Below are 25,791 nucleotides of genomic sequence, written 5' to 3'. Positions count from 1 at the left end.
CGAAACAACGCACACCTGACTAGATACTTGTGTTGGGGGTAGGTCAGTTGATGTCCTGTACCTGCATCACCAGATCGCCCCATTTACGCTGGTTTTCGATGTCGTGCTCCAAACCTTGTTCATCCGCGATGGCGAACCGTTTGACGGCCGGGGTTTTGCTGGTGGCCTGATAAAGCCAATAGGCTTCGGCTTTCAGCGCTTCATCAATTGGTTTGTCGATCGATTCGTAGACCATCTGTTTGCAGGCATTGATCGACTCTGCCGGGAATTGCGCGATCCGTTCAGCCAGAGCGCTCACGTATGGGCCAATTTCATCCGGCTCCAGCGCCTTGTTGATGGTGCCCAGACGTTCGGCATCATCCGCGTCATAGTCCTGTGCGCTCAGGATGATCTCAAGCGCTTTGCCCAGGCCGGTCTGACGCGCCATGCGCGAAGCGCCACCACCGCAGGGTAAGATGCCCATGCCGACCTCCATCTGCATGAACTTGTACTTGCCCCGCGCGGCAAAGCGCATGTCGAGTGCCAACGCCAATTCATGTCCACCGCCGCGGGCAAACCCTTCCAGCTTTGCAATTGTGGCCTGCGGTACCTTGCTGATCCGCTCACAGACCGATTGCAGGTCCAAAAGCTGTGCATCTTCACGGGATACCGCCTCGGTCGACATGTCCTTGAGCAGCTCGGTGTCGTAGTGACAGACCCAGATTTCCGGATTGGAGGATTGAAAGATCACGACTTTAGTGTCGCGGTCGCGCTCCAACCGCATAGCCAAACTGTTCAGGTCGGCCAGCATTTCCTGACCTTGCACATTCACAGTGCCAAAGTTGAATGTGACCGTGGCAATGCCATTTTCAACGACGACATCGAAGGTTTGAAAGTTCTCGTATTTCATAAGGCAGTCCTTTCTTGGGCCTCGACGCGGCATGCGCGAGGGGTGGGGGAACGTTAAAGGTGGAAGTGCGCGGCGTTTTTGCGCCGCTTTGCTTAGCCCGTTTGGGCAATCAAGCCTTTGATTGTGTTCATGACGTCAGCAACGTGATCTTTGTCCAATGCTGCGGCATGCGGGTTTGCAAAAGCAGCACTGTCATTGTCGAAATAGGTCCCTGACGCGTCGGCGAACCGCGCGCCCAAGGCGGCATCTATCAGGATATCCGCGCCGATATTCATGTCATTCCCGGCGAGGCCAAACCCTTCTTGCACCATTTTCGAGGCCAAAAGTGATCCGGGATTTACCGCAACCATCACCGGCGCATCAGCATGGGATTTGGCCCATTCCCGGGTCCAGATGGTGATCGCCAATTTGCTTTGGGCATAGGCTTCCATATCCGTCAGCGGCACTTTGCCTTGCATGGCTTTGATGTTCACCGGGGCCTGTGCGGCCGATGACAGGTTCACGACGCGCCCGTTTGCCGGAATGATCGGCAACAGCAAGTCGGTCAGCAGATACGGTGAAAGAGTATTGACGACAAAGCGAATGTCCTGCCCATTCTCAAGTACGGTTTGCGCGGCTTTCAGCACCCCCGCGTTGTTGATCAAAACATCCAACCTGTCATGTTTCGCACGCACGTTCTCGGCCAGTTCGCGCACTGCGGACAGGTCGCTCAGATCAGCGGCAAAGACTTCGACATCGCCACCGACTGCGGTAGCTGCGCTCTCCAGTTTAGATATACTGCGGCCATGCAAAAGCACGTTGTGCCCGTCGGCGGCCAGCTTCTTGGCCGTTAGCAAGCCAATGCCGTCAGTTGAGCCTGTGATGAGAATGGTCTTGGTCATCGGTTGAATCCTTTACGAAAAGTCAGGCAGCACGGTGTCCGCCAGGTGTTCAAGGGTTGCGTCGATCGGCGCTTGATTGAACCTCAGGTTCAGCGCAACATGATTGACACCAAGCGTTTCAATCTCGCGCAGGTAGCTGTTCAGAAAATCGGCGCCGGACTGAAACCCAAGGTGGATCGGGCGCGGAGGTGCGGCTGGGTCGGAAACGACATCGACGTAGAGCGATTGCATGACCGGCTTATCCGGTTGGCCCGCCGCTTTCACACGCCTTCGGTAATCCGCGATCACCTGCCCCTGGGCAGACGTATTGCGTGGATAGGTCATCCAACCGTCGCCGTTCTGCGCCACCCAATCGGAGGATTGCTGGCTACCACCGGTAATAAGCACGGGTAGTCGTGTACCATGCGGCTTGGGCAATAGGTCAATTCCGCCAGACAAAGTACCTTGAGCGTTTTGATGTTTGGGATAATCCGACCCGACCGCGCGGATGTAATCAATGCCGTCGCGGAAACATTGACCTCGGTCATCGTAACTTCGGTTCATCGCCGGGTACTCTTCGCGGCGGTCACCGGACGCAACGCCCAACAACAACCGCCCGCCCGAGAGCACATCCGCCGTCGCCGCCGCCTTGGCTACATGCGCGGGGTGACGCAGTGGCAGGACTACACTCGACGTTCCTAGTGCAATCCGATCCGTCGCAGTTGCCAACGCCCCCAGATAGACAAAGGGATCGAAAATCTGGCCCGGATCTCCAAAGCTAGGGACATTGAAGGGTACGTCGCGCAACCAAAGTGCTGCAAACCCAAGTTCCTCTGCCCTATGAGCCGCTTCTAAATGCCCACGCAGCGTCGGCTCTGCGCCAACTGCATATGTTTCGAGCGGCAACACAAGACCAATACTCAACCGCCTGGGTCGGAACACCCGATTGTAGGCTACGTTGATCTGGGCAAACTCGGAGGGCTGCGTTTCATCCAACATGTCAGTACCCCTTTAATAGCGAACCAGAGTGCGGCTCTCGATGCTTTTGCGAGTGGTCGTGATGCTTGAATCTTCGACCATGTCCAGCGCACTATGGGCAATTGATGGCAGTCCTTGATTGTCATAGATGTTGAAGATCGCGACTTCCTCAGGCGTCATCTTGGATTGATAGACCCATTCATGCCGGGGATTTCCCACCAGCCCCATGATTTGCCCTTTGCGGTCAGGATAGATCAGGTCCAGCAGAATCCAGTCGGACGGATCAACGGATGACGGACGAACAAAGCCCAAAGGTGCTGAATTGATCGGATGCTCAATAGGACGCCACACACTGACAAAAGCGTAGTGACCCCGCGCCCATTCCGCCGCGACCTCGGCACCCAGCAGGTCAGCAAGCCGCTGTTCCGCTCCGTCCTTGCTGTAGTCACTGTGAACGTTACGTGCGGGTTTGCGCGTCGCACTCGGGTCGTCTTTCCGAACCGTATGGTCGAAAACCAAAACCTCGCGCGCGCCCAGCCTGTCAGAAAGCATCGCCGTCAACTCGGCATCGTATATCGGTTTCCAGGCGGCTCCTGTAAAGTGCTGAACCTGCGTTATAAGCGCTACGAATTCAACAGAATCAGACGCAAATTTAACTGTATTGGTCGTCGCGCGATTATCGACCAACGTAACGCTTGTTGTGCCCAATTCGGGGGAAACCAGGTTACCTGCAATCCCGCCTGCATCTAACTCAAAGGCTTGCCGATAGGGCTTATGGACGTGGTAGTTGACTGTGGCTGTCCGCGTCATGTGCGCCTCCTGTCTATGCTGTGTTGCATCGATTACAGGGATTTAACATCAATCTATTTGCATATAAACTGCCCATCGATGGAATAATAATTCGGGTTTGCTATATAATGGGACTTGATACAGATGCGCTGCGATTGTTTGTCAGGGCAGCAGAAATACTGAACATAAGCGCGGCGGGGCGCGCATTAGGCATGGCACCGGCCGTGTCCAGCGCAAAACTCGCCAAGTTGGAGCAAAACTTGGGTTCCGAATTGCTCCACCGCACAACGCGCAAAGTGTCACTGTCGGTCGAAGGTGCTGACTTCCTGCCCTTCGCCCGAGAGATCATCGCGCAGGAAGAGGCCGCACTTGCTGCTTTAGGCAAGCAAAGAACAACCATCAAAGGAACGTTGCGCTTCGCCGCGCCTAGCAGTTTTGCACAACTCTATATCGCGCCAATTCTGCCCAAGTTCCTTGAACAGCACCCCGACCTCACAATCGATCTGCGTCTGTCGGATGTGCAGTTCGACTTGATCGAGGGAAGTTATGATCTGGCACTCAGGAACGCGCCACTCGTCGACACTAGCCTCAAAGGTCGCAAACTGGCCGATGACCAGCGTATTCTTTGCGCCGCACCAAGCTACCTCTACACGCACGGCACGCCCAAAACTCCTGATGATCTAAACAACCACCACTTGATTGCTTTCCAAAACCGCCAACCGCGCCTGTTGACAGGACTGGAAGGTGAGAACGCGGTTTTCGACCCCGCATCGGCGAAAGGTCAATTGATAATTGACGACGGTCAAAGCCAGGTCCGCGCCACATTGGCCGGGGCCGGTATTTCCTTGAACGCTCTATGGAGCGTGCATGACCAACTGAAATCAGGCCGTTTGATACGGGTTCTTCCAAACTTTGAAGCCGCAGAGGACAATGTCTTGTGGCTGATCTATCCCAAGTCCAACGTACTGTCCCCCAAAGTGCGGGTGTTCATGGACTTTCTCGTCGCAGAGATTGGCGCAAAGCCTCCTTGGGAAACATGAGCTCAAATTAAGTTTAGCGCGCTGTCAAATACCCCGACGCCAGTGTTGGAGATAGGCGTTGAGCGTATATGCCTTGTCAAATCACAAAAGTCCGCTTTGTCGGCATAGCGGTCCCTCAGACAGATCGTAGCGAAAGATCGCGCCGAGCCCACTTTGACCGATGCTGCTCTATGCCCCAATGACAGCAATGCGCAGAAAGCAGACTTTGCATACCCAACCATGCGACGCGTTTCATCAGTATCTGATCAGAGTATCAAGTATCGCTTGCCGCGTTGCGTCATTATTGTGGAAGATCCTGCCGGCGAGAAACTCAGATGGAAACTCCGGCCACGTTTTGCGCATTTCGGTGATAAGTCGCTGAGCTTCTTCGGTATGTCCCAACTGATCCTGCGCAACGGCTTGGAACAGGAGAGAAGGAGCACTTACAGGCGCACCGGCTGCGGGCGCTCCTTTAAAGGCGTCCACAACGCCTTCGTAATTTCCGAGCATCAGTTGCGATACGCCCCAAATATTTCGTGCGCCAAAGCGGCCCGATCCTGACCTGAGTCTTTCTGGATCGCTAACCTCAGCCGCAAGATCTGGGGTGCCCGCCATGATGGCAGTGATGCCAACAAGATCCAGAATATGACCATCATTCGGCGCAAGCTCGACCGATAGCCTTGCGTATTTCATAGCCTCGACTGGATGGTTTTGGGTAGCCAATACCCAACCATGTGCACCGTTTGCCCACGCATCAGTGGGAGATAGATCAAGCGCTCTTTCCGACATCTCGGAAGCTTGGCTAAAGAGGTCGTCTCTTTGCGCTTTATCAGGGGACAGCATGGCCAAAGTCGCCAGGACCTGTGCCGATCCGGCATAACCGTCCGAAAGTGCGGGGTCGAGTTCCGCGGCGTGCTGAAACATTCCCAGTGCTATTTGCTGGCGCTTGACGTCGAAAACAGGAAAAAACATGCCTCGGGCCTGATCCGCAAGATTAGCCGCTTGAAGCCTTGTCAAAGACTGCTCGCCAAGAGCAGTTCGCTCAGCCTGTTCGATGGATGGAGTTGTGGGCAAAACCGCCTTGTTATCCCGCGTGAACCACAAGCCTGTCACCGCAATCAACACTAGGCAACCCAGCCCAATTGGCACCAGTTGTACCAGACGTCGATTCTCGCCAATCAGATCGCTGTCCTTAGCGGTTGAGTCGTTGCTTCCTGTGTTTCTTCCTTGCGAAAACCGCGGCTTGTATCCGCCGGGATCAACAAAAATGCGAACACCCTCGCCGTCCCATTGATCTTCGTAAAACTCGCGCAACAGCCGACGCAGTCGCCTTGCTTCGACGCGAACGAGGTTTTGGCCGCCACTGCCATCAATACGCCGCCCATAGACCTCTACGGCAATAGCTTTGCCTCGGATCTGGGGACCACGACCCGCGATAGCTTCCTCGACTACGTATGTAAGAAATTGTTGGAGACGGGGCGAAGCTTGAAACTCGTCGCTCGATACAACGCGCTCGAGAGCTTCCCGGACAAGATCCGGCGATGGCTGCTCAACATGTTGATCTATCGGCAATTCATTAGCTTTGTTCAAGGCAAACTCACCCCCAACTCACGGTGACTCACTTGGCGTGCGCGGTCAACCACACTCATCTCGATGTGAGAATAGATAGTGGGAGCCGGGATTTATCCAGTGGCGGTGGACCTGAAAGAAGAGATTCCAGAACTGTCCGATGCGCTGTCAGGGCGTATCGAAACGGATGCGTTGCTCAAAGAGGTTGTCGAAGACCTGAAGAAAGCTTCCGAGTTGCTAGATGATGTATCGATCACAGCCTCAGAGCGCGCGGAATGGGCCCACATCAGATCCGAACTCGTGAACGAGCTTCGCCGGATGGTGAAGCGCAACCTTCGTAGCATTTCCAACTAAGGGCACAGTCATGACAAAAGAAGACAATGGGAAAGACCTGGAGAACAAACAGGTTCAAGCGACAGACCAAATTGAAGACCCCTCGCGACGGAATGTTCTTAAGGGTTTAGCCACTGGAGCAGCTGCAACGGGCGCAGCTGGGTTTGCGGCGGGGAGTGCCGAGGCCCATGAAGGAGACGGCCCACTGGGAGAAACGCTCAGGAACCCATACGGTGGTCGGCCCGCAGGCGGCATCTCTTTGCCAGAATACTTCCGCCCGACGAAATACATGACGGGTTCTAACGCGAATTATTTCCCACTTAGCGAGGAGTTGGGGCCAGATGAGATGCGCATCTCATTCTGTGGTTCAACACCCTATCCGCCGCGCGAAGATCAGGCGGGTACTTGTATCATGGTGGAGTTGGGAAATGGAAAACGGTTCTTTTTCGACTTTGGATCCGGGTGTGTCCGTAACATTATTGCCATGCAGGTGCCGGGGCAGCTGATCAACGACATTTTCATCTCTCACCTACATGTCGACCACTATGCCGACATACCTTACATCTACCCGTTCCGGGCTTGGTCAGGAGGGTACACGCCGCTGCGCATTCACGGTCCCTCTGGTCGGACACCCGAGCTTGGAACGGCCGGGATGGTCAAAGGCATGCAGCAGATGCTCAAATGGCACCTTGAAGCATTCGACGTGTTTCCAATTGGTGACGGCTATGAGATCGAGGTCAACGAGTTCGATTTCCGACAAGAAGGCGGCATCGTATACGACCAAGACGGTGTGACTGTTCGGTCCTGGCCGCGCAGCCACGCCAAGGACGGTGCAGTTGGGTATCGGCTGGATTGGAATGGTCTGAGCTTTGTATGGACAGGCGATGGCCGACCAGACGAGCTTTCGCGGAAATACGGCGAAGGTGTTGATGTCTTTGTAACAGAAATGTCGGGACAGGATGTTGGTCATCTGATGACCTACAAATACGGTATCCCACAGGATCTGTTTAATTACACAATCGATACACACCATACCTCTCACTATGCCGTGGGTAAGCTCTTTGCTGACGCAAGGCCGCGTTTGGGAATGGTGACACACTATACTCAGGACGAAGACATCGACGCTGAAATGCTGGCTGGAATTCGCGCCCACTATGACGGACTGTTCCAATGGGGTCTCGATGTAGCCGTTGTGAACGTGACCAAGGATGCCATCTGGTACAGGAAAGCTGCACTGCCCGGAAAATCCGGTACTGTGCCACCATTTCGTGAACTGGCTGCGGCAGCCGAGGCCGGGCGCATTGAGCTTCCTGATGAAGTCACACTACCGAACCCAAGGCTCACTCGAGCAGATCAGCAAGATCAGAAATATCGAGATATGGAGATTGATCCACGTGAGTATTACCCAACCGACGTTTTTCGAGCGCCCGGCGGGGACTGGCCACAGGACTTTACCATCAAAGTTTCGGATGTAATCGGCTCGCGCGATGAAGACTGAGGAGAGATTGAACAATGATTGAATTCGGTTCGACTTCCGCAATCCCTGTAACAATCCTTACCGGCTTTCTTGGAGCCGGTAAGACAACACTTTTGAACCGCATCCTGACAGGCAATCACGGGTTGCGGGTTGCGGTTCTGGTGAATGACTTTGGATCAATAAACGTAGACGCCGACTTGGTCGTCGGTCTCGAAGATGATGTGATGAGTTTGGCAAATGGCTGCGTTTGCTGCTCGATCCGAGATGACTTGATCGAAACAGTGGAAGCCGTTCTCGCCCGGCCTGAGAAACCGGAATACATCGTGCTTGAAGCAAGCGGAGTGTCGGACCCGTCATCAATTGCAATGACATTCACCGATCAGAAGTTTCGGGACATGATCCGCTTGGATAGCCTTATGTGCCTGGTCGATGCGGAACAGCTCTTTTCTGCGCCGGAACAAATGGAACTGAAGCTCCGTCAAATCGCGTTCTCGGACATGGTTATTTTGAACAAGGTCGACCTAGTCGACAGGGCGGCTGTTCAAAGGGTCCACGATTGGCTCGGGTCTCGCTTCCGTCGGTATCGTCTTGTCGAAGCTGTCAACGCGGATGTCCCATTGGATATTCTTCTTTCTGTTGGCCGCTTTGCCGCCGAACAGCTCGAAACAAAAATACCCGATCATCACGAGCATCGACCGGATTGTGGTTGCCACCACTCTGATCACTCGGACAGCTTCTCAACAACTATGATGAAAGCTGAAAGCCCGATAAGCTTGTCTTCCCTTCGGAGCGCAATTCGAAAGCTTCCTGGCGACGTTTATCGCCTCAAGGGCTTTGTTTTTAGCGAGGAGGATCCAGATCATCGCATTCTTGTACAGGTCGTCGGAAAACGCATGGACATCGCAAGGGATGGCGCATGGGGCCACCGAAAACCCGAAACAAGGCTTGTTGCAATAGGTGCACCAGGGGCCCTTTCGGAATACGAGCTTTCCGATGCGTTGTTGGCGACCGCATAGCAGCAAGTTAGACCAAACTTGTTTGCGTGTGTTTGTAAAACTCCAACACGTAACAGCTCGAAAGCCCGCAGCACCGCGGACCAAAAATGGAGAAAAACCTAATTGCTGAAGCAGTTTAGGAAATGGAGTCAAGCGATCAGATTGCTTGCACTTGCCACTGCGTTTGTCTTGTCGGGAGCGGCTGCGCGCGCGCAAGACGTTTCAAGTCGAGAACTTGAAGATACAACCCCAAACCTCGGATTGCCGAATTCAGCAGGAGGACAAGATGCCGAGTTGCTTTCCGCGTTCCACGGGCTCGAGGCGTTGCCTCGTGTAGCAAATCTCATTTGCAGAGGTTCTAGGAGCAAAGACGGGATGCCTGTCATCTTTACAACCGAGGTAGATTTGGAAACGTTGCAGGCTGGCGACTTCAGAGTCGTAACAAAGTCAGGCCAGATCGGAACAATGCATTGCGCGTCAGCGTTGCCTGCTACCGATCCCGGTGAATTGCGCACGGTGCTTCTCATCGGGGATTTTGGGAACGTTTCCGAGGATCCACCGGTTGCAGTCGAAGTTATTGGACACCTTCATTCCATCGTTTGAACACTTGATTTTCGCGGTGCCACTGTCGCCGTGACTCCGCTGGAAGACGGGCCGTCAATGATCCTTGCCGAGGTTGTCGAGGATTGGACTTTGGTCGGAAACTTGGGGCCACGCCGAACTAGAGGAAGCCTTTGTCCAAGTGAAAACATCGTACAGGCCATTCGGGTAACTTGGGCGGGTGGCGTTACGCTGGCGAACGGCAAGGAACCTGGCGATGTGGAACGTGATCTGTACAGTATCATCGTAGAGGCCGAAGAAGGATCTCAACGCACAGTTACGCCCGCCGCGCTTGCCGATCTGGGTGACGGGGACAATAACCACATGCTCTGCCTTGATACAAAGGATCGACCTATCTCGGTGTCTTTCCCGGCTGGTATTCTGACAGACCCGAATGATGATCTGAACCCTGAAACCAGCGTATTTGTCTCAAAACCCAATTAACAAACTGCTTTAAGGTTTGTTCGAATGGACTTTTAGCCGAAAATGCCCGGCCGGGCCGGTTACGGGTATTGCAGCGGTAAATGCGAATGAACGGACTTGTTCGCCTCTCGGACATTGCAAACTCGGTTTTGAAGGTCCGCTTTGGGCTGATTGTGGTCCTTTAGAGCAAGAATGCGGATGGCTGCAAAGTCCGCAAAACGGTCATTAAGACAGAACGCAGCGAACGGCTGCTCTGAGCTCGAAGCGGTCATTCAAGAAAAAAGTTGCGTAAATTGCAATGCTCGATTCATAGCATTTCCCATCAGACTTCAGGCATTTCGCTGTCCGGAGATTTGCGGCTCTGCTGGGCCATGTCGTGGCGTCGGCGAGCGCACTTCCGGAATCCAAATGTCAAGGCGCGCAAAAGATTGTTTTTTGTGTTATTAACTGTGGATGTTTCAAATGCCGGGGGAACTCTATGGAACCGATTGAGCAAACTGTGGACAACGGCGTCAACGTTGGCGCACTTCTCGAAGCACGTGAAGCACTGACTGCCACGCCGGAAGCCGCAAGGTTCAAGTGGCGCGCCGACTGCGAATGGAAGAATGGCACGCACAGCCACTCAAGCGTCGAAAGCTTCTTCGGCCTCGGCGAAGAGCAGCGGCACCGCAAGGTGTTTACATTCAATTCGGATCATCCGGAGCTGTTCGCCTCCGAGGACCATGGAGCGACACCGGTTGAGTACGTGCTGGTGGGACTTGCCAGTTGCCTGACTGCAGGCATAGCCGCGGTTGCGCAACACCGAGGAATCCAGCTGCGCTCGGTGAAGGCGACACTTGAAGGTGACATGGATGTGCAGGGTATTCTCGGGATCGATTCCGATGTCCGAAATGGCTTTGACGGCATCAATGTGATTTATCAAATCGATGCCGACGCAAGCCGTGAGGATATCGAGGCGCTGGTGGCGCAATCGCAAAAGCGCTCGGCAGTCTTCGACATCATCACGAATCCGACGAATGTCTCGGTGACTGTGAAGTAGCGGGCCGGGCCTTAGAAGCATTCGATGTCTGATCGCCTGACCACAGTCGTTGTGATCGGCGCCGGCCACGCCGGGCTTGCCATGAGCCGATGCGTCGCCGAGCGCGGTATCGATCACGTTGTTCTTGAACGTGGCGAGGTGGCGAATTCTTGGCGAACCGAACGCTGGGATTCGCTTCGTCTGCTGACGCCGAACTGGTGCAGCCGGCTGCCCGGTTACGCATATGGCGGCGACGATCCCGACGGTTACATGAACATGGCTCAGGTGATCGACTTCATTGGCGAGTATGCCACTGTAATCTCGGCCCCGGTGGAGACGGGTACGACGGTAACCTCAGTTCGGGAGGCAGACCCCGGCTTTCGGGTCGAGACCGATCGCGGGGCCTGGCACTGTCGCGCCGTTGTCCTGGCTTCGGGCGCCTGTAACCTTCCGGCTGTTCCGAAGCTGGCAGGTGACCTTCCCAATGATATCCTGTCGATCGACACCAAGACTTACCGCAGACCTTCAGACCTGCCGGACGGGGGTGTCATGGTGGTCGGCGGATCGGCGACCGGCACACAGCTTGCCCGCGAGATTCACCGTTCCGGGCGGCCCGTGGTCCTTTCAACTGGCGAACATGTACGTCTGCCACGGGTCTATCGGGGCCGTGATATTCTGTGGTGGATGGATGCCTGCGGGCTGCAGGACGAGACCTATTTCGAGGTCGAGGATCTCGAACGCGCGCGCACCGTGCCCTCGCTGCAATTGACGGGCACAGACACGCGCGACACGTTGGATCTGAATGCGCTGACGGATGAAGGGGTCAGGCTGGTTGGCAAGCTTGCAGGCCTGCGCGACGGCTCAGCGCTGTTCTCCGGTTCGCTTAATAACGTCTGTGCGTTGGCCGATCTCAAGATGAACCGGCTTCTCACGACGGTTGATGAATGGGCCACCGAAGCAGGACTGGACAGCACGATGCCCGTTCCGCACCGGTTCGAGGCAACCCGCGTACCGAATCGTCCGCCGCTAACCATGAAACTGCGTGCCGAGGGGATCCGCTCGATCGTCTGGGCGACAGGCTACCGCCCCGACTATTCCTGGCTGCATGTCCCTGTCTTCGACCGCAAGGGCCGGGTCCGACACAACGGTGGCGTGGTTGATTGGCCGGGAATGTACCTGATGGGAATGCAGTTTCTGCGCCGACGTAAGTCCTCTCTGATCGATGGGGCCGGGGAAGATGCGTACGATCTGGCTGCCCATTTGGCAGACTGGCTGGACGGGCGCGTGCAATCGGCCTGAGCGCTATTCCGGAAGACCAGCCAGGTGAAGGCTGTCAATCAACTCGTCGACGAGTTTTGGGTCAACGAACATAGGGTTCTTGCGAACGGCACTGAGCGAATAGCGGGGGATATCGGCCAGAAGTTGGTCGATGGCGCGCTTCGCCTCATCCATCCGACCGAGCCGGGCGTTCGCGCAGGCCAGAGTGACCAGCGCACCGAATAAACCGGGGTCGCTTTGCAGTCCCCGGTTCGAGAGATCGATGGCCTTTTCGTATTCGCCACGGAAGAAATAACCGTGACCAATCGCATCGAGCAACCAGCTACCCCGGAAGTCCCGTGGCGTGCTTTTGAGCGCTGTCTGACAAGCCTTGATGCCCTCTTCGAGTTCGCCGCACATGATCAACGAATGTCCGAGTACGGCGTGGCCCTCGGCATAGTAAGGATTAAGCTCGATCGCGCGCCGGGCAGAGGTCACGGCGTCCTTCGCCTTGCCAGTGTACATCAGAACACAGCCAAGTGCCTGGTTCGCTTCGGGGCTTGCCGGTGCCATCCGAATGGCTCTGTTGGCGAGGTCCAGTGCCCGGCGGAAACCCTCTCGCGCCGGCCGCGTCCAGCCATGAGTTGCCATCTGCCCATGGCAGAGTGCCAACAGTCCATAGGACATAACGAAATCCGGCTCCAGTTCGATTGCCTTGTCGAGGTGTGTGATCGCCTCCTCCAGCGCCTGCTTGGTCATTGTGAAATAGCCGCGCAGTGCCAGCAGATAGCGGTCCCATGCGGTGTGGTCCTGGTTTTGCTTCAGCAAGACATTCGATACTTCAGCTTGCATTATTTCCGGTCCGAGCGTCGACGCGATACGCGTAACGACATCGTCCTGAGCCTCGAACGGATCTGCCACGTCTGCATCCAGCATGTCGGCCCAGACGTGGCCCTGACGCTCTGTCTCGATCAACTGGACGTTCACCCGCGCCCGCTTGTCGGCCGAGCGAACGCTGCCTTCGAGCACATAGCGAACGCCAAGTTCGCGTCCGACGCGTTTCACGTCAACAGGCTGGCCCTGATATCGGAAGGCGGCATTGCGCGCAGCCACAAACAACCAGTCAAAACGCGACAGCCCGGTCGTCAGATCCTCGCTGACACCGTCGCAAAAATATCGCTGATCGGAATCGCCCGACAGATTGTCTAATGGCAAGATTGCGATCGACGGTCGGACCGTCACGGCCGACGCCGCAGTCGCAAACGGCATCGTGATGCTTCCGGCTGGCTTCACCTGATAGACCCGGACCGGCTCGGCGATGTTTTTGACAGTCTGTTCACCGAGGTCTTCGAATTTGACGTCGACTTTGCTCTTGACCTGGTCGTAGACCGAACCGGCGATGCATATGCCGCCCGGATCTGCGATTGCCTCAAGCCGGGCCGCGATATTGACGCCGTCGCCGAAGATGTCGCCGCGATCGATGATGATGTCGCCCAGATTGATGCCGATGCGAACCAAGATGGCCTTGGCCTGGGGCAGATCGGCATTGCGTCTTGAAAATCCCGCCTGGATATCAATTCCGCACTCAACGGCATCGACTACGCTTTGGAACTCGACGAGCGCGCCATCTCCCATCAGCTTGACAACGCGCCCACTGTGGCCTGACACCGAGGGATCCAGGATAGACTTCTGGCAGTCCAGCAGGGCGGCATATGTTTCAACTTCATCCGCCGCCATTAGTCGGCCGTAACCAACGACGTCGACCGCAAGAATCGCCGATAGCCTTCTTCGAACTCGTTCCTGAGACATCCAACCGCGCCATAGCTGTTCGAACCACAATAATCTGGAGATCGACTGGATGCCAACCAATCATTCCAAGCCTGTCTGATGGTTCACTCTGGAAATTCGCGAGGAACATACAGAATTTGCAAAAGCAATTTGTAACTTCTGAAGCCATCGCCGCCGTGCTCAATGTACGACGACGGCTTTGTCCGCATAGCAGTCGTTCACGCCAGATGCAGCGTACGAGTGCACCGAGCCCAACGCAGACCAGCACCAAAATCCATAATTTTCTCGCACCGGCGATAGCTTCAAACGTCGGTCAGTTTTACCATAGTAGCAGGCTTGTTTTTTGCGCCTCGAAACCTTTTGGCGTCGGAAAAAGCGAGCGCATCCTGGCAACAAGTTCGATCTCACCATCCAGCATCTTTCGGACAGTGTTTAACCAGTTATTGAAAGTTTCAGATTCCCAATGATCCTGGACCGCGGCTTCGTTCCTGAACACTTCGTAGAAATAGAAACGATTTGGGTTTGTTTCATCCACCATAATATGAAACTGAAAGACTTCGGGTTCTTCACTGACAACATTTTGCGCTTGGAAGATGCTGGCGTCCAAAAAGGGCTGCCGATACTCAGGTTTTACGTTGATCACGAAGAACCCACCAAACATTGCATCTTCCATATTTGTCTCCCTCATTGATCTAAAAGCGGCGAAGGTCGCAAAACACACCTGTCCTGCTGAATGGCGTTAACCTACAGCACTGCGATACCCATGAACCTAAGCGGGTATCCTTTCTTTATCTGCTTCACCCCATCCTAGCGCGCGTGCAAGTTCGTGTGACATTGTGGTAAGTGTCTGCCCAATCTTTTCTCGCCTCGAAGGTGTAAACACCCGAAGAGACGCCGTAGCGCCGATTGAAAGCGTCGCACCGACACCAGTTTTAGTCAGCGTTGTTGCGACAGAACTGATTCCGCGCTCGAGCTCTTCAACACATTCGGCATACCCTTTGGCTCGAATGACATCGAGTTCCGCGGCCAGTTCCTTTGGGTCTGTAATCGTGCGATCTGTGTACCGCTTAAGCTGCCCATCCAATCGGTCTAGAGACAGCAGCTCAGGCGACACGGCGGCGATTGCCTTGGCGCAAGAGCACGCGTGCATTGGTCGTTTGCCCATACCTGGATGAAGAAAAGACACGCCCGTCTGCGGTGTCTCCACATGAATAATCTCAACCCAATGGCCCCGTAGCCGAGACAAGAAAAACGCAGCGCCGTAGTCATTCGCGGCACCAGAGAGGACAGGCGCAATCACTTGCAAAAGAGCGGGATCAGAGTGATCGCTCAACGTGATACGCTTTAGCCTAATCCCAATCGCGAACTCACCACGGGTTGGTGATTCAAGGAGGCCAGACAAAACAAGGTCTTGAACCAGCCTGTAGGCCGTCGGTTTAGGTATATCGGACTGAGCACAGATATCCGCTACGGACGCACGTCCTTTTTGACCCACGATTTCCAAAATCAGCGCTAATCGTCCGAGATGCATTTTTCTCACTTTATGATAACTAAGTTTTCGATATACGATACAATTTGAGGAATCAAGGGAGGAGCACTCGATGGATGGACAATGCTGTGGACCGGGCTTCAAAAGTCCGCAAGAAGCCATCAAAGCCCCCCGAGAAAAGCTACTCTACACGATCGCCATCTACACCGGGACAGGGATCCAGAAACCTGATTACCTTGCTACAGTGGATGTCGACTCTGACAGCCCGACCTATTCTCAGGTAATACATAGGCTGGAAATGCCGGGGATTGGGGACGAGCTTCACCACATGGGGTGGAACGCCTGTTCGTCCTGTCACGACGACGGCTCGATGTCCCGCAAATACCTGATCTTGCCGGGCGTACGCTCTAACAACCTTCACATCGTTGATACAGCCACTGACCCGCGTGCGCCGCGGTTGCATAAGATCATCGACGGGGCCGAGATCAAGGCCAAGGCAGATTTATCGGGCCCGCATACGGTGCATTGTTTGGGCTCGGAAATCATCATTTCCTTCCTTGGAAATGCCAAGGGTGAGGCTCCTGGAGGCTATCTGCATCTCGACAAAGAGTTCAACATCGTCGGTCGCTGGGAAGCCTCGATGGGCGATATCAAATTCGGCTATGACTTCTGGTACCAACCACGCCACAACGTGATGGTCAGTTCAGAATGGGCTGCGCCCAATACCTTCATGCCAGGCTTCGATCTGGAAGAAGTTGGCCATCTGAAATATGGGCGGGAGCTGCATTTTTGGGATTTTGAAAAGCGCGAACCGGTCGAAAGCTTCTATTTGGGTGAAGACGGGCTGTTGCCACTGGAAGTCAAGTTCCACCATGACCCCGACAGCACGCATGGGTTCTGTGGCGCAGCTCTTTCGACCAATGTGATCCATTGGTGGCAAGACGATGCTAAAAAGTGGCAGTGGGAAAAGATCATCGATGTCGAAAACGAGATGCACCCCGAATGGCCGATCCCGTTGCCAGGGGTGATGTCGGCGATCCTGATCTCGATGGACGACAAATACTTGTACCTGAACAACTGGCTGCATGGAGATATGCGCCAGTATGACATCACCGACCCGCATAATCCCAAGCTGACCGGCCAAGTGTTTATGGGGGGCCTTTTGGGTAAAGCTCCGATCGTTAACGGGGTCGAGGTCGCGGGTGGTCCGCAAATGTTCCAGCTCTCTCTCGACGGACGAAGGCTTTATGTCACGACCTCGCTGTTCTCGACTTGGGACAATCAGTTCTATCCCGAGATCCGCGAAAAGGGCGGGGTTATGGTGATGATCGATTGCGACCCTGAAAACGGTGGCATGAAGATCAATAAGGATTTCATTGTGGACTTTGGCGCAGAACCGAATGGTCCATCGCGCTGTCACGAGAGCCGGTATCCAGGCGGTGATTGCACAAGCGACATCTGGCTATGACTATGTATACCGTGACGATCGCGAACAGAGATGGCGCGCAATACTGTGTGGATGCGCGGCGTCCACTTTTGGAAACGCTGAGAGAACAAGGCGTCGACTTGCCTTTTGGGTGCAAGTATGGCGGCTGCATTACCTGCGCAGCAAAACTAAAGACTGGCGCGATCGATCAACGCCGACAGGTTGCGCTGAATAATCGGCAAATCGCGAACGGCTATGTGATCCTTTGCGTCGCGCGTCCGACATCCGACATCACGCTTGAGATCGGGGTCGAGAGCCATGACAAGCTGTACCGCAATCCGTTTCTCGACCCTCTCAAACCCCACGAACTCAAGGCTGACATTGCGACGCCGAAGGAAGGTTAACCGATGCCCGAAGCAGATATTGACCGCATCTACGATTACGACCCCAAATACCTCGCCGACATCCTGCAGTCGGTTAAAACCATTGCAATGGTGGGGGCTAGCGCGGACAAAACGAAATTTAGCTATGGCGTTCTGCGACAGCTGAGTGAAATCGGCTATGATATTCTACCGGTGAATCCTAACCCGAATGTTTCGGAAATTAGAGGGCTCAAGGTCTACCACTCGCTGGAAGAGATCGACAAAAATGTTGATATGGTTGACGTTTTTCGCCCGAAGGAAGAGTTTTATGCCTTTGCCGAGAAGGCTATCGCAATCGGGGCAAAAGTTCTTTGGGGTCAAATCGGTGTGTACGACGACAAAGCAGCGCAACTCGCCGAAGCGGCGGGCCTTAAAGTCGTGATGAACCGATGCCCCAAGATTGAACTCTTCCGCCCGTTTTGGAAGCCGCGCCTGGACCTAAAGATATGATGGAAATTCGATTGGTAGCGACCTCCTCAGCATCCAATAATGGTGCCAATTGAGATACTGTGCTTACGGAAGAGAAGACACGTAATCCAGCCCGCTTTGCGAAATCCAGGTTCTCTAAACCCAAGAATGGCCGTTTTGTTTATAGAACCAACGGCCACCTTGTCCACGAACCAGATATTTAGGTTACATCCCAGCGCTGCGCAGCGGCGAACGGCAGCTTTGTCCTGCCGCGACCTGGATAAGCGGTTACGACGATTGTTGGATCATACCAGCATTTGTATAAGTAATTGCCGCGTGGGTTGACGCTGAGCCCGACCATCTAAATGGAGGACGAAACATGGGCAGCCGTTTAGCAGTGATCATCGTAGCGGACATTGTCGGTTATTCCGGGATGATGGCCCGCGACGAAAAGTCAGGGATAGCGACAGTCAAAGAGATCAACGACGCCAAGCTGGTTCCGATCTGCGATCGCCATGGGGGCGAAATCCTCAAGCGTTTGGGCGACGGATGGATCATTGCATTCGGGTCGATCATGGCGGCTCTGGAATGTGCCACTGAGATACAGAGTAAGCTGGCCAAACAACCAATGAAAAAGTTACGTATCGGCGGCCATTTGGGTGAAATTACCGAGGATGAAGACGAATTTTATGGCACCGGGATCAACCTTGCGGCCCGGCTCGAGGCCGAGGCACCACCTGGCGGCATCATGATTTCGCAAGACCTCTTTCGACAGCTTAGCGGCAGTCTGGCAGCACAATTCGAAAGCGCGGGGCTGCTCGAGTTAAAAAACATTCCCGACCCGGTCGAGGGTTTTTTTACTGGTCGCCTAAGACAAAGGTCGCACCGGAAGAGGATAAGCGCCCCGTCATCGTCGTGGTGAAGATAGAGTTCGGGCCAAATGACGAAGAAACCAAGGCCGTGGAATGCCTCATCTGACTAGGTCCACCGTTATGTATAGTGAACGGAGGACAGAGAATGGCAAACAAGCGGCACAAGCCCGAGGAGATAGTTCAGAAGTTACGGCAGGTTGATGTGCTTGTCGGCCAGGGTATGCAGCGCGTGGATGCGATCCGCGAAGTGCGCATTACCGAGCAGACCTATTACCGATGGCGCAAGCAGTATGGCGGTATGGGAACCGACCAACTTAAGGAACTCAAACGGCTCCAGAAAGAGAATGAACGGCTTCGGAAAGCCGTGTCGGATCTGACCCTGGACAAGCTAATCCTTAAGGAAGCAGCCCGGGGAAACTTCTGAGCCCCGCCCGCCGGCGTGCCTGCATCGACCTGATCCGAAGTAGGATGAAGGTTTCAGAACGCAGGATCTGCCGGGTGCTGGGGCAGCATCGATCGACGCAAAGGTACTCTCCCCGAGGCCGGGAAAACGAAGACCGGCTTGTCGCGGACATGATTGAACTGGCCCGGCAATACGGCAGCTACGGTTACCGCCGCGTCGCCGTTCTGCTGAGAGATGCGGGCTGGCAGGTCAGCGTCGGCCGTGTTGAGCGGCTATGGAAGCGGGAGGGGCTGAAGGTGCCACGCAAGCAACCAAAGAAGAGCCGTCTCTGGCTGAACGACGGATCATGCATCCGCCTGAAGCCTGAGCACCGCAACCATGTCTGGAGCTACGACTTCGTGCATTGCCGCACTGACGACGGCAAGGCGTTCCGTACCTTGAACATCCTCGATGAGTTCAGCCGGGAATGCCTGTCAATCACAGTGAAGCGGAAGCTAAACTCGACCGACGTGATCGACGCTCTCACCGATCTCTTCATCCTGAGAGGGCCGCCGGCATTTGTGCGCAGCGACAATGGCCCCGAGTTCGTTGCCAAAGACGTCCGAGCATGGATCGAAGCCGTGGGAGCCAGGACGGCCTTCATCGAACCGGGCAGCCCTTGGGAGAACGGCTATGTGGAGAGCTTCAATGCCAGGTTCCGCGATGAACTTCTGAACCGAGAGATCTTCTACTCGCTGAGGGAGGCTCAGATTATCATCGAAGGCTGGCGGAAACACTACAACACTAAGCGGCCCCACAGCGCTCTCGGCTATCGGCCACCAGCTCCTGAAACCATCGTCCAAATGGACCCGAGGCCAGTCATGCACTAACAATCAAGTCGGACCAGTCAAATCAGGCCATCCATTAGAATGGCAACGAACCGTACTGTAATAAATTATCAATAAAATCTGCTATTATTTGATTGTTGCATACATACACGGAGGTCACTCATGACACCACTTGCAACGAAAGAACTCACCCAGACCAGAAAACTCAGAAGTCGAATAATCTTGCGATTATCGACCTGCTGACTTTCTGTCTGGTTTCTCCATTAGATGAGCATCGTTCTTCAAGTTTTGTCTATACCTTGAATGAACTTACGTCTCGGCGAAAGCACCTCCCCAAAGTGGCCAGCGGGCGCTGACGTAATTCGCACATCGAACTACGCATAAAACTGAAGGATTCAAAAAATGTCTATGAAAATAGGCAAGGGCGAAGCTGTGTCTGAAACCTCTGTTTCAAACCAATTTGCGACTGCCGCAAAACACCACCCGAAAAACGAAGCACCGGAACCCCTTCTACGTCAAAGAGACCTAGGATTAGCTCTGCCCGAAGATCATCTTGGTGCGTTGCGGGAAGCTACTGAGGCAATAGCATTCCTAACTGATGCGCCAATCGAAATTGCGTTCCAGTCGGTTTTGGCGATGGCATCACTTGCGACGCAGACTATCCGTGACGTAGAAACCTTGGCTGGTTCAGCTCCATTGAGTCTATTTCTGCTTACCATTGCATCCTCGGGGGAAAGAAAATCGACTTGCGATAAACTCGCATCCAAACCGATTCAGGACTGGGAAGAAGCTCAAGCCCCGGCCTATGAAGACGCTCGAAGAGCATACGAATTCGAGTTGTCCATATACGAAAACATGAAGCGACAAGCGCTGAAGGCACAGACAGAGGAAGGTTGCGTCGTCGAAAACGCCGCCCCTCAATCGCCTGTTCCACCTGTCGTGCCTCGAAAGCTACTGCCCGATATTACGTTTGAAGGCGTTCTTCGCCATTTCGAGGACGGCGATCCCTCGATTGGTATCTTCGCCGACGAAGGTGGCCAGTTCTTTGGTGGACACGGTATGGGCAAGGACAATCAGCTCAAGACCGCAGCCGGGTTATCAAAACTCTGGGACGCAGCGCCCCTAAACCGGACCAGAGCCGGTTCCCCGCAAGTCACATATCGGCGCAGGCGCGGAGCTCTTCATTTGATGATTCAACCAGGTATCGCGGAAAGTGTGTTGCGAAACGACGTTCTACGAGATCAGGGGCTTCTTTCTCGCATGCTTATCGTTTGGCCCCAAAGCCGAATTGGCAAACGGCTCATTGTCATTTCCGATGATTATCTAGAAAAACGGCGTTTGGCCGAAAGTAAGCTTACCAAATACCACAATCAGCTGGCTTCACTTCTACGCCGATCCAAAAATACTGGTGCAAATCAATTAGAGCTTGAGCCAAGAGTTTTGCCTTTAGATCCTGATGCGAAGACACTCTTGATACGATTTGCAAACAAAGTTGAAACCCAACAACTTCCAAATGAATCTCTGTCGCACATAACTGGCTTTGCATCTAAGGCAGCGGAGCAAGCAGTACGAATTGCCGGTGTTCTGGCGGTTTTTTCTGATCCAGACGCAGAGTCTTTGTCCATTCGCGACATGGCATGCGGTATCAAACTTGCTTCTTGGTACATTGCAGAAGCTCAGCGACTCTTGGATGCAGGTCCTGTCGATAAATCTTTGGAACTGGCGCAGGAACTGCTCGATTGGCTAAAGGCGCGGTATCCAGTTGAACCTTTCGATAAGAGAACGATCGTAAGGTTTGGACCAGGCGCGATTAGGGATACTAAGACTGTAAAACGCCTGCTGTGCATTCTGGCAGAGCATCGGCACATTTGTGAATTGCCGGTCGGAACTGTGATTAATGGGCATGAGACCCGTGAAGCATGGGGGCTGTGCCACAATGAGTAAGCTGTTCAGCTTTGACCTTGATGAAGATGTTTTGGATCCACGTGTAGCGTCTGTACGCAGTCAAACTCACAATGAACTCAATTCCCCAAAACCGGCGATAACACTCTCAACAGTCGGTTACAGTGCCCATCACCAAGGACATTTGCAGCACCAGTCGCAAATGTCGCTTGTCGCAAAGTACATGGCTCTAGATCCGATTGCACTTCACGCATTCGAGGAGAGAGCTGCAATTCTAGAATTTGATCAGGGATTATCCAGGGAAGAAGCTGAATTGGAGGCGTTTAGGACGGTGATGAAAGAATACCAGGAGAGGGCCTAGCGGTTTGGGTCCTTCTCGGTGGATGTAACGTGGGTTTGTTTGCGCCGTGTTGTGTTAGTCAGTTTCGAGGAATTGACGAGTGGGCATTTTCATTGGGGTTGTTGATATACGGGAGGACAACGAAGCTATTAGTCGCTGTGCTCCGCGATTTCATCCGCGCCGACTAGGTGGCCGAGGCGGAAGCCCAACGCAAAAGCTGATCTAGTCTCGTGTCAAGCTGGTCTCCATCGTCGATACCAGCTTGAATTATACCCGCTGAACGATGTGAACCCCTATTGTCAACACAGCCTAAAGGTCTGGTGGATGAAGAAGAATCTATTGAATTTGTCAAAAGCGAAGGAGGTCAGGCGAGTTTCATATTTGCTGCGCGAACCATCAGGGATATGCAATAAATGGTACAGCTCACGGCTTCGCCAAATCAAAAGGCGGAGAAGTAGTTGTGAGCGCGGGAAAGTTAATATTAGGGAACAAAAATCCACTTTGGGCGCTCAAGGCCTGATTGATTTCACAGGAAAAACTAGTTCCAGTATCTACTGCCGAGGCCGGCATAATTAGGAGAGATGCTATACCTTTTTAAAATTTTCTCCCTTTTTACCAAGAAATTATAAATCTCTTTATCAAAATCAGCTACTTCTTTATCTAATTTATTCTTTTTTTTCAAAATTGCCCCTAACCGTTTTCTTTTTTCTTCACTAAGGTTTTTTTTTGCATACACCAACGGTAACTCAACTTCCATTAAGTTGCTGTGAAGCTTTAAGTTGTTCCCCATTATTATCATGAGAGGTTTTGAGTTTCCTGCGAATTTTTTCGAAAGCCAAGCCCAAATTGTTTTTTCTTCATCTGGGCTAATAAGCCTTGCTCCTCTCGAGTTTTTCTTAGCTAGTGTTTCAATGTACTCGAACAAATTCTTCGATTTTACAGCGGAGTTGGATGGAGGTTTTATTCTTCTCAAAACGTCCGAAAGCATTTCTACTTTTTTTCTATCGCCCTGCTTAAGTCCAACCTCCGGGAAGCCTCTCGTAGGTATACCTTCCAATTTCTTCCAGACTTCGACACCACTAATTTTTCCATGATACAAAACCGCCTTGTCAGACTTAATCTTTGAAGAAATCTTTGCCAAATATACCATTAATCCTTCAAACGGGTCATCGATTTCTGCTGAAATAGCCATTTTGAACTCCAAGCCACTCAAAAACGAAACAGCTCCAAGCATAACAAAAATCTGGATTTAAGGAAACAAGGTGTTGTTAGTAGAACAGAGCTTGGGATGGGCAGGGAGCTTCAATAGCCTACAGATGTAATAAATGGTCATCATTCAAGTATTATTAGGGTAGCCCTTAAATCATTCGTCTATCAGCCACGTGGCTTTGTCGCAAACTCTGAATATACCTGCTAGGTCGAATGAAGTTTTGATAGACGCGTGCCCAAAACAGACAGGGGCATGCCGTGACAGTTTCATTCAAGGGAGTGCATTTCCGAAAAGTCGTGATCCTTCATGCGATCGTCTTCTATCTTCGGTATTTAGTGCCGTGCCGGGAGCCGGAGGAATCCTGGCTGAATGAGGCCTTTCGGTCGATCATGTGACAATGAACAGTTGGGTCGTCAAGTATGCGACACTGATCGCCGACCGGGTGCGTCGTAAGAAGTGCTTATGCGATCGATCCCGGCGAATGGACGATTCCTATGTGCGGATCCAAGGTCAGTGAGTCTACCTGGATCGCGCGGTCGAGAAACACGGAAAGAATCATGATTGCATGCTGTCCGAGAGCCTGAACAAAGCTGCAGCAACAAAATGCTTCGCTCGTGCACTGGATCTAAACAGGCTCTTGAGAAAGAAGGTGATCGACAAAAGCAGAGCCAACTCGGCCACTATCAACAAGATGCTGAAGGGCTTTAGTTGTCCTGTTCCGATTGAGATGGTTGGACGAAAGTTCCTTAGCTATTTTGTGGACTAAGATCACCGTTTCATGAAACGTCGAGTCCGCCCGATGCTCGGGTTCAAATCGTTTGCGGTCGCCTACGCAACGCTTGACGGGATAAATATTGCGCAGATTGTCTGACGGGGCCAATCCGGAGTCGGAGACTGCCCATTCAAAAAGTTCGCGAAGTTAACCGCTTCAACGCAGCAGTTTCCAACTCGCCTTTATTCTTCAGAGAAGTCTGCGACAAAGCCCTTTGAGGTACGTTGCATCGAACAAGACCTTCTTTTCTTCGCTCCGCTTGGTGGCCAAACCGACAAACATCTGGAAGAAGATGCCTTTGTCACTCCGTAGCTTCCAACGAATGTATAGCGTCTTGTTTGATCCATATTCCCTGGGTGCATCGCACTACTGTAACCCTTTGCGATTGATCAATAATCCCTCGTATGACACGCCTGTCATCAACGCGAGGTTTGCCGTGGGACTTTGGGAAGAAGAACTCAAGACGCGCCATCTGCTCGTCGTTTAACCAGAAAAGATCAGGCATGTCCCCCGCTCGTTTCGAACGAGATGAATCACGCCACATTGTGGAAATCAATGGGTCCTAAGCCTATAGCTTTCGAACCCAATACGGTCGCTTGCTGAAGCCCCATGTTTTCACAGGCGTGCGTGAGAAACCGTTGATGCCTTTTCTATTGGTAAATTCGTAAACCATTCCATTTTTGACAACTACGACATGTCCTTGATCCCACATTATGTAAGCGCCGGATTTTCCTTTTGAGTTGAAGAAATCTATCAATTCACTTTTGAACTTGCATTCCATCTCACATTTTTTGGCGCCGAGCGCATTGGCCAACTTAGTTCCATAACCATTCATCCCATTTTCTTTGCCGAATGCAGCGCCAACATAGGTGATGCAATTCAGGCCTCGGAATTTATTGCTAGTTTCTGCAAAACCCCCAAACTTAATAAGGTGCCATCCGTTGATTTTTTTTGTATGAAGCATCCTGCCCGTTTGAATTCCAGTATAGGAAAGATTTCGGTCCTTGCCGATTGCTTCAAGTGACAAAACGCCTTTATATGGCTCCACGGGAAGTGCCATCTTAACCGGTAGCGACCGAGTTCCGGGAGTTTCTTTTGTGCTTTCGTAGTTTATCGCGTACGCATTTACTGTTTTAGACCAGAGTTTATTTTGATCAATGACTTTCAGAAGACTCGGCAAATTTGAATAACTGTAGCCCTTGGATATGTCGATCACCGCGCGATTTGTGCCGAGACAAAGCGCAATTTTTGATCCTACACTTCCGCCAGAGCATTTAATTTTGTAGCAACCATTTGAGATTTTTGCTGTAGAAACTTGTAATTTTATTCTGCTTTTGGCCGTCTTTTTATCTGTTTCCTTTGATTCCTTTAACATCTTCACCTCCGAAATTACTCAGTGAAAAACTCCCTTGAGAAGTTAGGCCGTTGGCCTTAAGTCCCACCGCCGCGAAGCGCGTCCAACAGTCGTCGTTCTATCCCTGCAGAAAACAAATCCTGTCAGTCGCGCACGGACTATTTGCTGGGGCATTTGTCGCATGTCCGGGTCTTCGGTGGGAAAAGTCGTTCTAATTTGCTCATTCACTCCTTAAAGAATTGGTGAGATTACCCCAGGTGGTAATGCAAAAAAATAGTTTGAATTTCAAAAGCCCTGTGGACTAATGGAAGAAACGGGTGGACCAACACTGCGGAACAAGCAAAAGCGACGCAAAATACTGAAGCGAGGGC

General features: G+C 53.0%; 24 protein-coding genes and 2 pseudogenes. 15 read left to right on the top strand and 11 right to left on the bottom strand.

Annotated features, from left to right (window positions below; genetic code table 11):
• Positions 1-43: 43 nt before the first annotated feature.
• The 4 genes from ACR3E7_RS11970 to ACR3E7_RS11955 all read right to left on the bottom strand — a co-directional run bounded on the left by ACR3E7_RS11970 (position 44) and on the right by ACR3E7_RS11955 (position 3,537).
• Positions 44-889, bottom strand: a complete 846-nt coding sequence (locus ACR3E7_RS11970) for an enoyl-CoA hydratase/isomerase family protein (RefSeq protein WP_480503386.1) — start codon at positions 887-889, stop codon at positions 44-46.
• A gap of 92 nt (positions 890-981) precedes the next feature.
• Positions 982-1,770: an SDR family NAD(P)-dependent oxidoreductase gene (locus ACR3E7_RS11965; protein ID WP_480503384.1), complete on the bottom strand. Its 789-nt coding sequence runs from the start codon at positions 1,768-1,770 to the stop codon at positions 982-984.
• Between the two features lie 12 nt (positions 1,771-1,782).
• On the bottom strand, positions 1,783-2,748 hold the full coding sequence (locus ACR3E7_RS11960) for a TIGR03571 family LLM class oxidoreductase (protein ID WP_480503383.1): 966 nt from the start codon (positions 2,746-2,748) through the stop codon (positions 1,783-1,785).
• A gap of 12 nt (positions 2,749-2,760) precedes the next feature.
• Positions 2,761-3,537 (bottom strand): CmcJ/NvfI family oxidoreductase, encoded by a 777-nt coding sequence (locus ACR3E7_RS11955; RefSeq protein ID WP_480503382.1) that lies wholly within the window; start codon positions 3,535-3,537, stop codon positions 2,761-2,763.
• A 107-nt stretch (positions 3,538-3,644) separates the two neighbouring features.
• Here ACR3E7_RS11955 and ACR3E7_RS11950 point away from each other — a divergent pair, with 107 nt between their 5' ends.
• On the top strand, positions 3,645-4,556 hold the full coding sequence (locus tag ACR3E7_RS11950; RefSeq protein WP_170789599.1) for a LysR family transcriptional regulator: 912 nt from the start codon (positions 3,645-3,647) through the stop codon (positions 4,554-4,556).
• Between the two features lie 234 nt (positions 4,557-4,790).
• On the opposite strand, the gene ACR3E7_RS11945 is transcribed toward ACR3E7_RS11950, so the two are convergent.
• A complete protein-coding gene (locus tag ACR3E7_RS11945) occupies positions 4,791-6,125 on the bottom strand; it encodes a hypothetical protein (protein WP_170790545.1) in 1,335 nt (444 codons plus the stop codon).
• A 99-nt stretch (positions 6,126-6,224) separates the two neighbouring features.
• Between ACR3E7_RS11945 and ACR3E7_RS11940 the strand changes: the two genes are divergently transcribed.
• The 6 genes from ACR3E7_RS11940 (at position 6,225) to ACR3E7_RS11915 (ending at position 12,249) form a co-directional block, all read left to right on the top strand.
• A complete protein-coding gene (locus ACR3E7_RS11940) occupies positions 6,225-6,458 on the top strand; it encodes a hypothetical protein (RefSeq protein ID WP_170790544.1) in 234 nt (77 codons plus the stop codon).
• A 10-nt stretch (positions 6,459-6,468) separates the two neighbouring features.
• Positions 6,469-7,935: a guanitoxin biosynthesis MBL fold metallo-hydrolase GntH gene (gene gntH, locus ACR3E7_RS11935; protein WP_480503381.1), complete on the top strand. Its 1,467-nt coding sequence runs from the start codon at positions 6,469-6,471 to the stop codon at positions 7,933-7,935.
• Positions 7,936-7,949: 14 nt separating this feature from the next.
• The gene (locus ACR3E7_RS11930) at positions 7,950-8,930 is read left to right on the top strand and encodes a CobW family GTP-binding protein (RefSeq protein ID WP_480503380.1); all 981 of its coding nucleotides are present in this window, start codon (positions 7,950-7,952) and stop codon (positions 8,928-8,930) included.
• A 612-nt stretch (positions 8,931-9,542) separates the two neighbouring features.
• A complete protein-coding gene (locus ACR3E7_RS11925) occupies positions 9,543-9,953 on the top strand; it encodes a hypothetical protein (protein ID WP_480503378.1) in 411 nt (136 codons plus the stop codon).
• A gap of 457 nt (positions 9,954-10,410) precedes the next feature.
• Positions 10,411-10,971: an OsmC family protein gene (locus tag ACR3E7_RS11920; RefSeq protein WP_480503376.1), complete on the top strand. Its 561-nt coding sequence runs from the start codon at positions 10,411-10,413 to the stop codon at positions 10,969-10,971.
• A gap of 24 nt (positions 10,972-10,995) precedes the next feature.
• Positions 10,996-12,249 carry an NAD(P)-binding domain-containing protein gene (locus ACR3E7_RS11915; RefSeq protein ID WP_480503375.1) on the top strand — a complete coding sequence of 418 codons (1,254 nt, stop codon included), beginning with the start codon at positions 10,996-10,998 and terminating at the stop codon, positions 12,247-12,249.
• Between the two features lie 3 nt (positions 12,250-12,252).
• On the opposite strand, the gene ACR3E7_RS11910 is transcribed toward ACR3E7_RS11915, so the two are convergent.
• The 3 genes from ACR3E7_RS11910 to ACR3E7_RS11900 all read right to left on the bottom strand — a co-directional run bounded on the left by ACR3E7_RS11910 (position 12,253) and on the right by ACR3E7_RS11900 (position 15,526).
• Positions 12,253-14,016 carry an adenylate/guanylate cyclase domain-containing protein gene (locus ACR3E7_RS11910; protein WP_480503374.1) on the bottom strand — a complete coding sequence of 588 codons (1,764 nt, stop codon included), beginning with the start codon at positions 14,014-14,016 and terminating at the stop codon, positions 12,253-12,255.
• A 298-nt stretch (positions 14,017-14,314) separates the two neighbouring features.
• Positions 14,315-14,668 carry a putative quinol monooxygenase gene (locus tag ACR3E7_RS11905; RefSeq protein WP_170789612.1) on the bottom strand — a complete coding sequence of 118 codons (354 nt, stop codon included), beginning with the start codon at positions 14,666-14,668 and terminating at the stop codon, positions 14,315-14,317.
• Between the two features lie 96 nt (positions 14,669-14,764).
• Positions 14,765-15,526, bottom strand: a complete 762-nt coding sequence (locus ACR3E7_RS11900) for an IclR family transcriptional regulator (protein ID WP_480503373.1) — start codon at positions 15,524-15,526, stop codon at positions 14,765-14,767.
• Between the two features lie 70 nt (positions 15,527-15,596).
• Between ACR3E7_RS11900 and ACR3E7_RS11895 the strand changes: the two genes are divergently transcribed.
• From ACR3E7_RS11895 to ACR3E7_RS11865, 7 genes are all read left to right on the top strand, one after another.
• Positions 15,597-16,952 carry a selenium-binding family protein gene (locus ACR3E7_RS11895; RefSeq protein ID WP_480503371.1) on the top strand — a complete coding sequence of 452 codons (1,356 nt, stop codon included), beginning with the start codon at positions 15,597-15,599 and terminating at the stop codon, positions 16,950-16,952.
• The gene (locus ACR3E7_RS11890) at positions 16,949-17,314 is read left to right on the top strand and encodes a 2Fe-2S iron-sulfur cluster-binding protein (RefSeq protein ID WP_170377340.1); all 366 of its coding nucleotides are present in this window, start codon (positions 16,949-16,951) and stop codon (positions 17,312-17,314) included. The genes ACR3E7_RS11895 and ACR3E7_RS11890 overlap by 4 nt, the downstream gene beginning before the upstream one ends.
• A 3-nt stretch (positions 17,315-17,317) precedes the next feature.
• Positions 17,318-17,782, top strand: coding sequence for a CoA-binding protein (locus ACR3E7_RS11885; RefSeq protein ID WP_170789616.1), 465 nt, complete (start codon positions 17,318-17,320; stop codon positions 17,780-17,782).
• A 337-nt stretch (positions 17,783-18,119) separates the two neighbouring features.
• Positions 18,120-18,662 (top strand): adenylate/guanylate cyclase domain-containing protein, encoded by a 543-nt coding sequence (locus tag ACR3E7_RS11880; protein WP_170789617.1) that lies wholly within the window; start codon positions 18,120-18,122, stop codon positions 18,660-18,662.
• A 95-nt stretch (positions 18,663-18,757) separates the two neighbouring features.
• Positions 18,758-19,884 (top strand): IS3 family transposase gene (locus ACR3E7_RS11875; protein WP_170790453.1). Its coding sequence is split into 2 segments (ribosomal slippage): positions 18,758-19,022 and positions 19,022-19,884, totalling 1,128 coding nucleotides; the frame shifts between segments, so codons are not numbered across the junction.
• A gap of 360 nt (positions 19,885-20,244) precedes the next feature.
• Complete coding sequence (locus tag ACR3E7_RS11870; protein WP_480504411.1) at positions 20,245-21,786, top strand: YfjI family protein; 1,542 nt, start codon at positions 20,245-20,247, stop codon at positions 21,784-21,786.
• Positions 21,779-22,105 (top strand): hypothetical protein, encoded by a 327-nt coding sequence (locus ACR3E7_RS11865; protein ID WP_480504412.1) that lies wholly within the window; start codon positions 21,779-21,781, stop codon positions 22,103-22,105. Before ACR3E7_RS11870 ends, ACR3E7_RS11865 begins: the two co-directional genes overlap by 8 nt.
• A gap of 517 nt (positions 22,106-22,622) precedes the next feature.
• On the opposite strand, the gene ACR3E7_RS11860 is transcribed toward ACR3E7_RS11865, so the two are convergent.
• On the bottom strand, positions 22,623-23,276 hold the full coding sequence (locus tag ACR3E7_RS11860; RefSeq protein WP_480504413.1) for a hypothetical protein: 654 nt from the start codon (positions 23,274-23,276) through the stop codon (positions 22,623-22,625).
• 275 nt (positions 23,277-23,551) lie between these two features.
• On the opposite strand from ACR3E7_RS11860, the pseudogene ACR3E7_RS11855 reads away from it, so the two are divergent.
• Positions 23,552-24,215, top strand: a pseudogene (locus ACR3E7_RS11855) (IS6 family transposase); the annotation flags it as partial.
• 64 nt (positions 24,216-24,279) lie between these two features.
• On the opposite strand, the pseudogene ACR3E7_RS11850 reads toward ACR3E7_RS11855, so the two are convergent.
• A pseudogene (locus ACR3E7_RS11850) lies at positions 24,280-24,571 on the bottom strand (transposase); the annotation flags it as partial.
• A 63-nt stretch (positions 24,572-24,634) separates the two neighbouring features.
• Positions 24,635-25,441 carry a hypothetical protein gene (locus tag ACR3E7_RS11845; protein ID WP_480504414.1) on the bottom strand — a complete coding sequence of 269 codons (807 nt, stop codon included), beginning with the start codon at positions 25,439-25,441 and terminating at the stop codon, positions 24,635-24,637.
• Positions 25,442-25,791 lie beyond the last annotated feature (350 nt).

It is taken from the genome of Ruegeria sp. BK1 (assembly GCF_056535645.1).
The sequence above is the reverse complement of the archived record's forward strand: the minus strand, read 5'-3'. Positions and strand labels throughout refer to the sequence as shown.

Bases quoted from the DNA above. Each gene is read 5' to 3' on its own strand.
- ACR3E7_RS11905 (WP_170789612.1), bottom strand. From the start codon at position 14,668: ATGGAAGATGCAATGTTTGGTGGGTTCTTCGTGATCAACGTAAAACCT.
- ACR3E7_RS11955 (WP_480503382.1), bottom strand. From the start codon at position 3,537: ATGACGCGGACAGCCACAGTCAACTACCACGTCCATAAGCCCTATCGG.
- ACR3E7_RS11960 (WP_480503383.1), bottom strand. From the start codon at position 2,748: ATGTTGGATGAAACGCAGCCCTCCGAGTTTGCCCAGATCAACGTAGCC.
- ACR3E7_RS11890 (WP_170377340.1), top strand. From the start codon at position 16,949: ATGACTATGTATACCGTGACGATCGCGAACAGAGATGGCGCGCAATAC.
- ACR3E7_RS11950 (WP_170789599.1), top strand. From the start codon at position 3,645: ATGGGACTTGATACAGATGCGCTGCGATTGTTTGTCAGGGCAGCAGAA.
- ACR3E7_RS11860 (WP_480504413.1), bottom strand. From the start codon at position 23,276: ATGGCTATTTCAGCAGAAATCGATGACCCGTTTGAAGGATTAATGGTA.
- ACR3E7_RS11845 (WP_480504414.1), bottom strand. From the start codon at position 25,441: ATGTTAAAGGAATCAAAGGAAACAGATAAAAAGACGGCCAAAAGCAGA.
- ACR3E7_RS11930 (WP_480503380.1), top strand. From the start codon at position 7,950: ATGATTGAATTCGGTTCGACTTCCGCAATCCCTGTAACAATCCTTACC.
- ACR3E7_RS11880 (WP_170789617.1), top strand. From the start codon at position 18,120: ATGGGCAGCCGTTTAGCAGTGATCATCGTAGCGGACATTGTCGGTTAT.
- gntH (WP_480503381.1), top strand. From the start codon at position 6,469: ATGACAAAAGAAGACAATGGGAAAGACCTGGAGAACAAACAGGTTCAA.
- ACR3E7_RS11915 (WP_480503375.1), top strand. From the start codon at position 10,996: ATGTCTGATCGCCTGACCACAGTCGTTGTGATCGGCGCCGGCCACGCC.
- ACR3E7_RS11970 (WP_480503386.1), bottom strand. From the start codon at position 889: ATGAAATACGAGAACTTTCAAACCTTCGATGTCGTCGTTGAAAATGGC.
- ACR3E7_RS11895 (WP_480503371.1), top strand. From the start codon at position 15,597: ATGGATGGACAATGCTGTGGACCGGGCTTCAAAAGTCCGCAAGAAGCC.
- ACR3E7_RS11885 (WP_170789616.1), top strand. From the start codon at position 17,318: ATGCCCGAAGCAGATATTGACCGCATCTACGATTACGACCCCAAATAC.
- ACR3E7_RS11965 (WP_480503384.1), bottom strand. From the start codon at position 1,770: ATGACCAAGACCATTCTCATCACAGGCTCAACTGACGGCATTGGCTTG.
- ACR3E7_RS11865 (WP_480504412.1), top strand. From the start codon at position 21,779: ATGAGTAAGCTGTTCAGCTTTGACCTTGATGAAGATGTTTTGGATCCA.
- ACR3E7_RS11910 (WP_480503374.1), bottom strand. From the start codon at position 14,016: ATGTCTCAGGAACGAGTTCGAAGAAGGCTATCGGCGATTCTTGCGGTC.
- ACR3E7_RS11920 (WP_480503376.1), top strand. From the start codon at position 10,411: ATGGAACCGATTGAGCAAACTGTGGACAACGGCGTCAACGTTGGCGCA.
- ACR3E7_RS11900 (WP_480503373.1), bottom strand. From the start codon at position 15,526: ATGCATCTCGGACGATTAGCGCTGATTTTGGAAATCGTGGGTCAAAAA.
- ACR3E7_RS11870 (WP_480504411.1), top strand. From the start codon at position 20,245: ATGTCTATGAAAATAGGCAAGGGCGAAGCTGTGTCTGAAACCTCTGTT.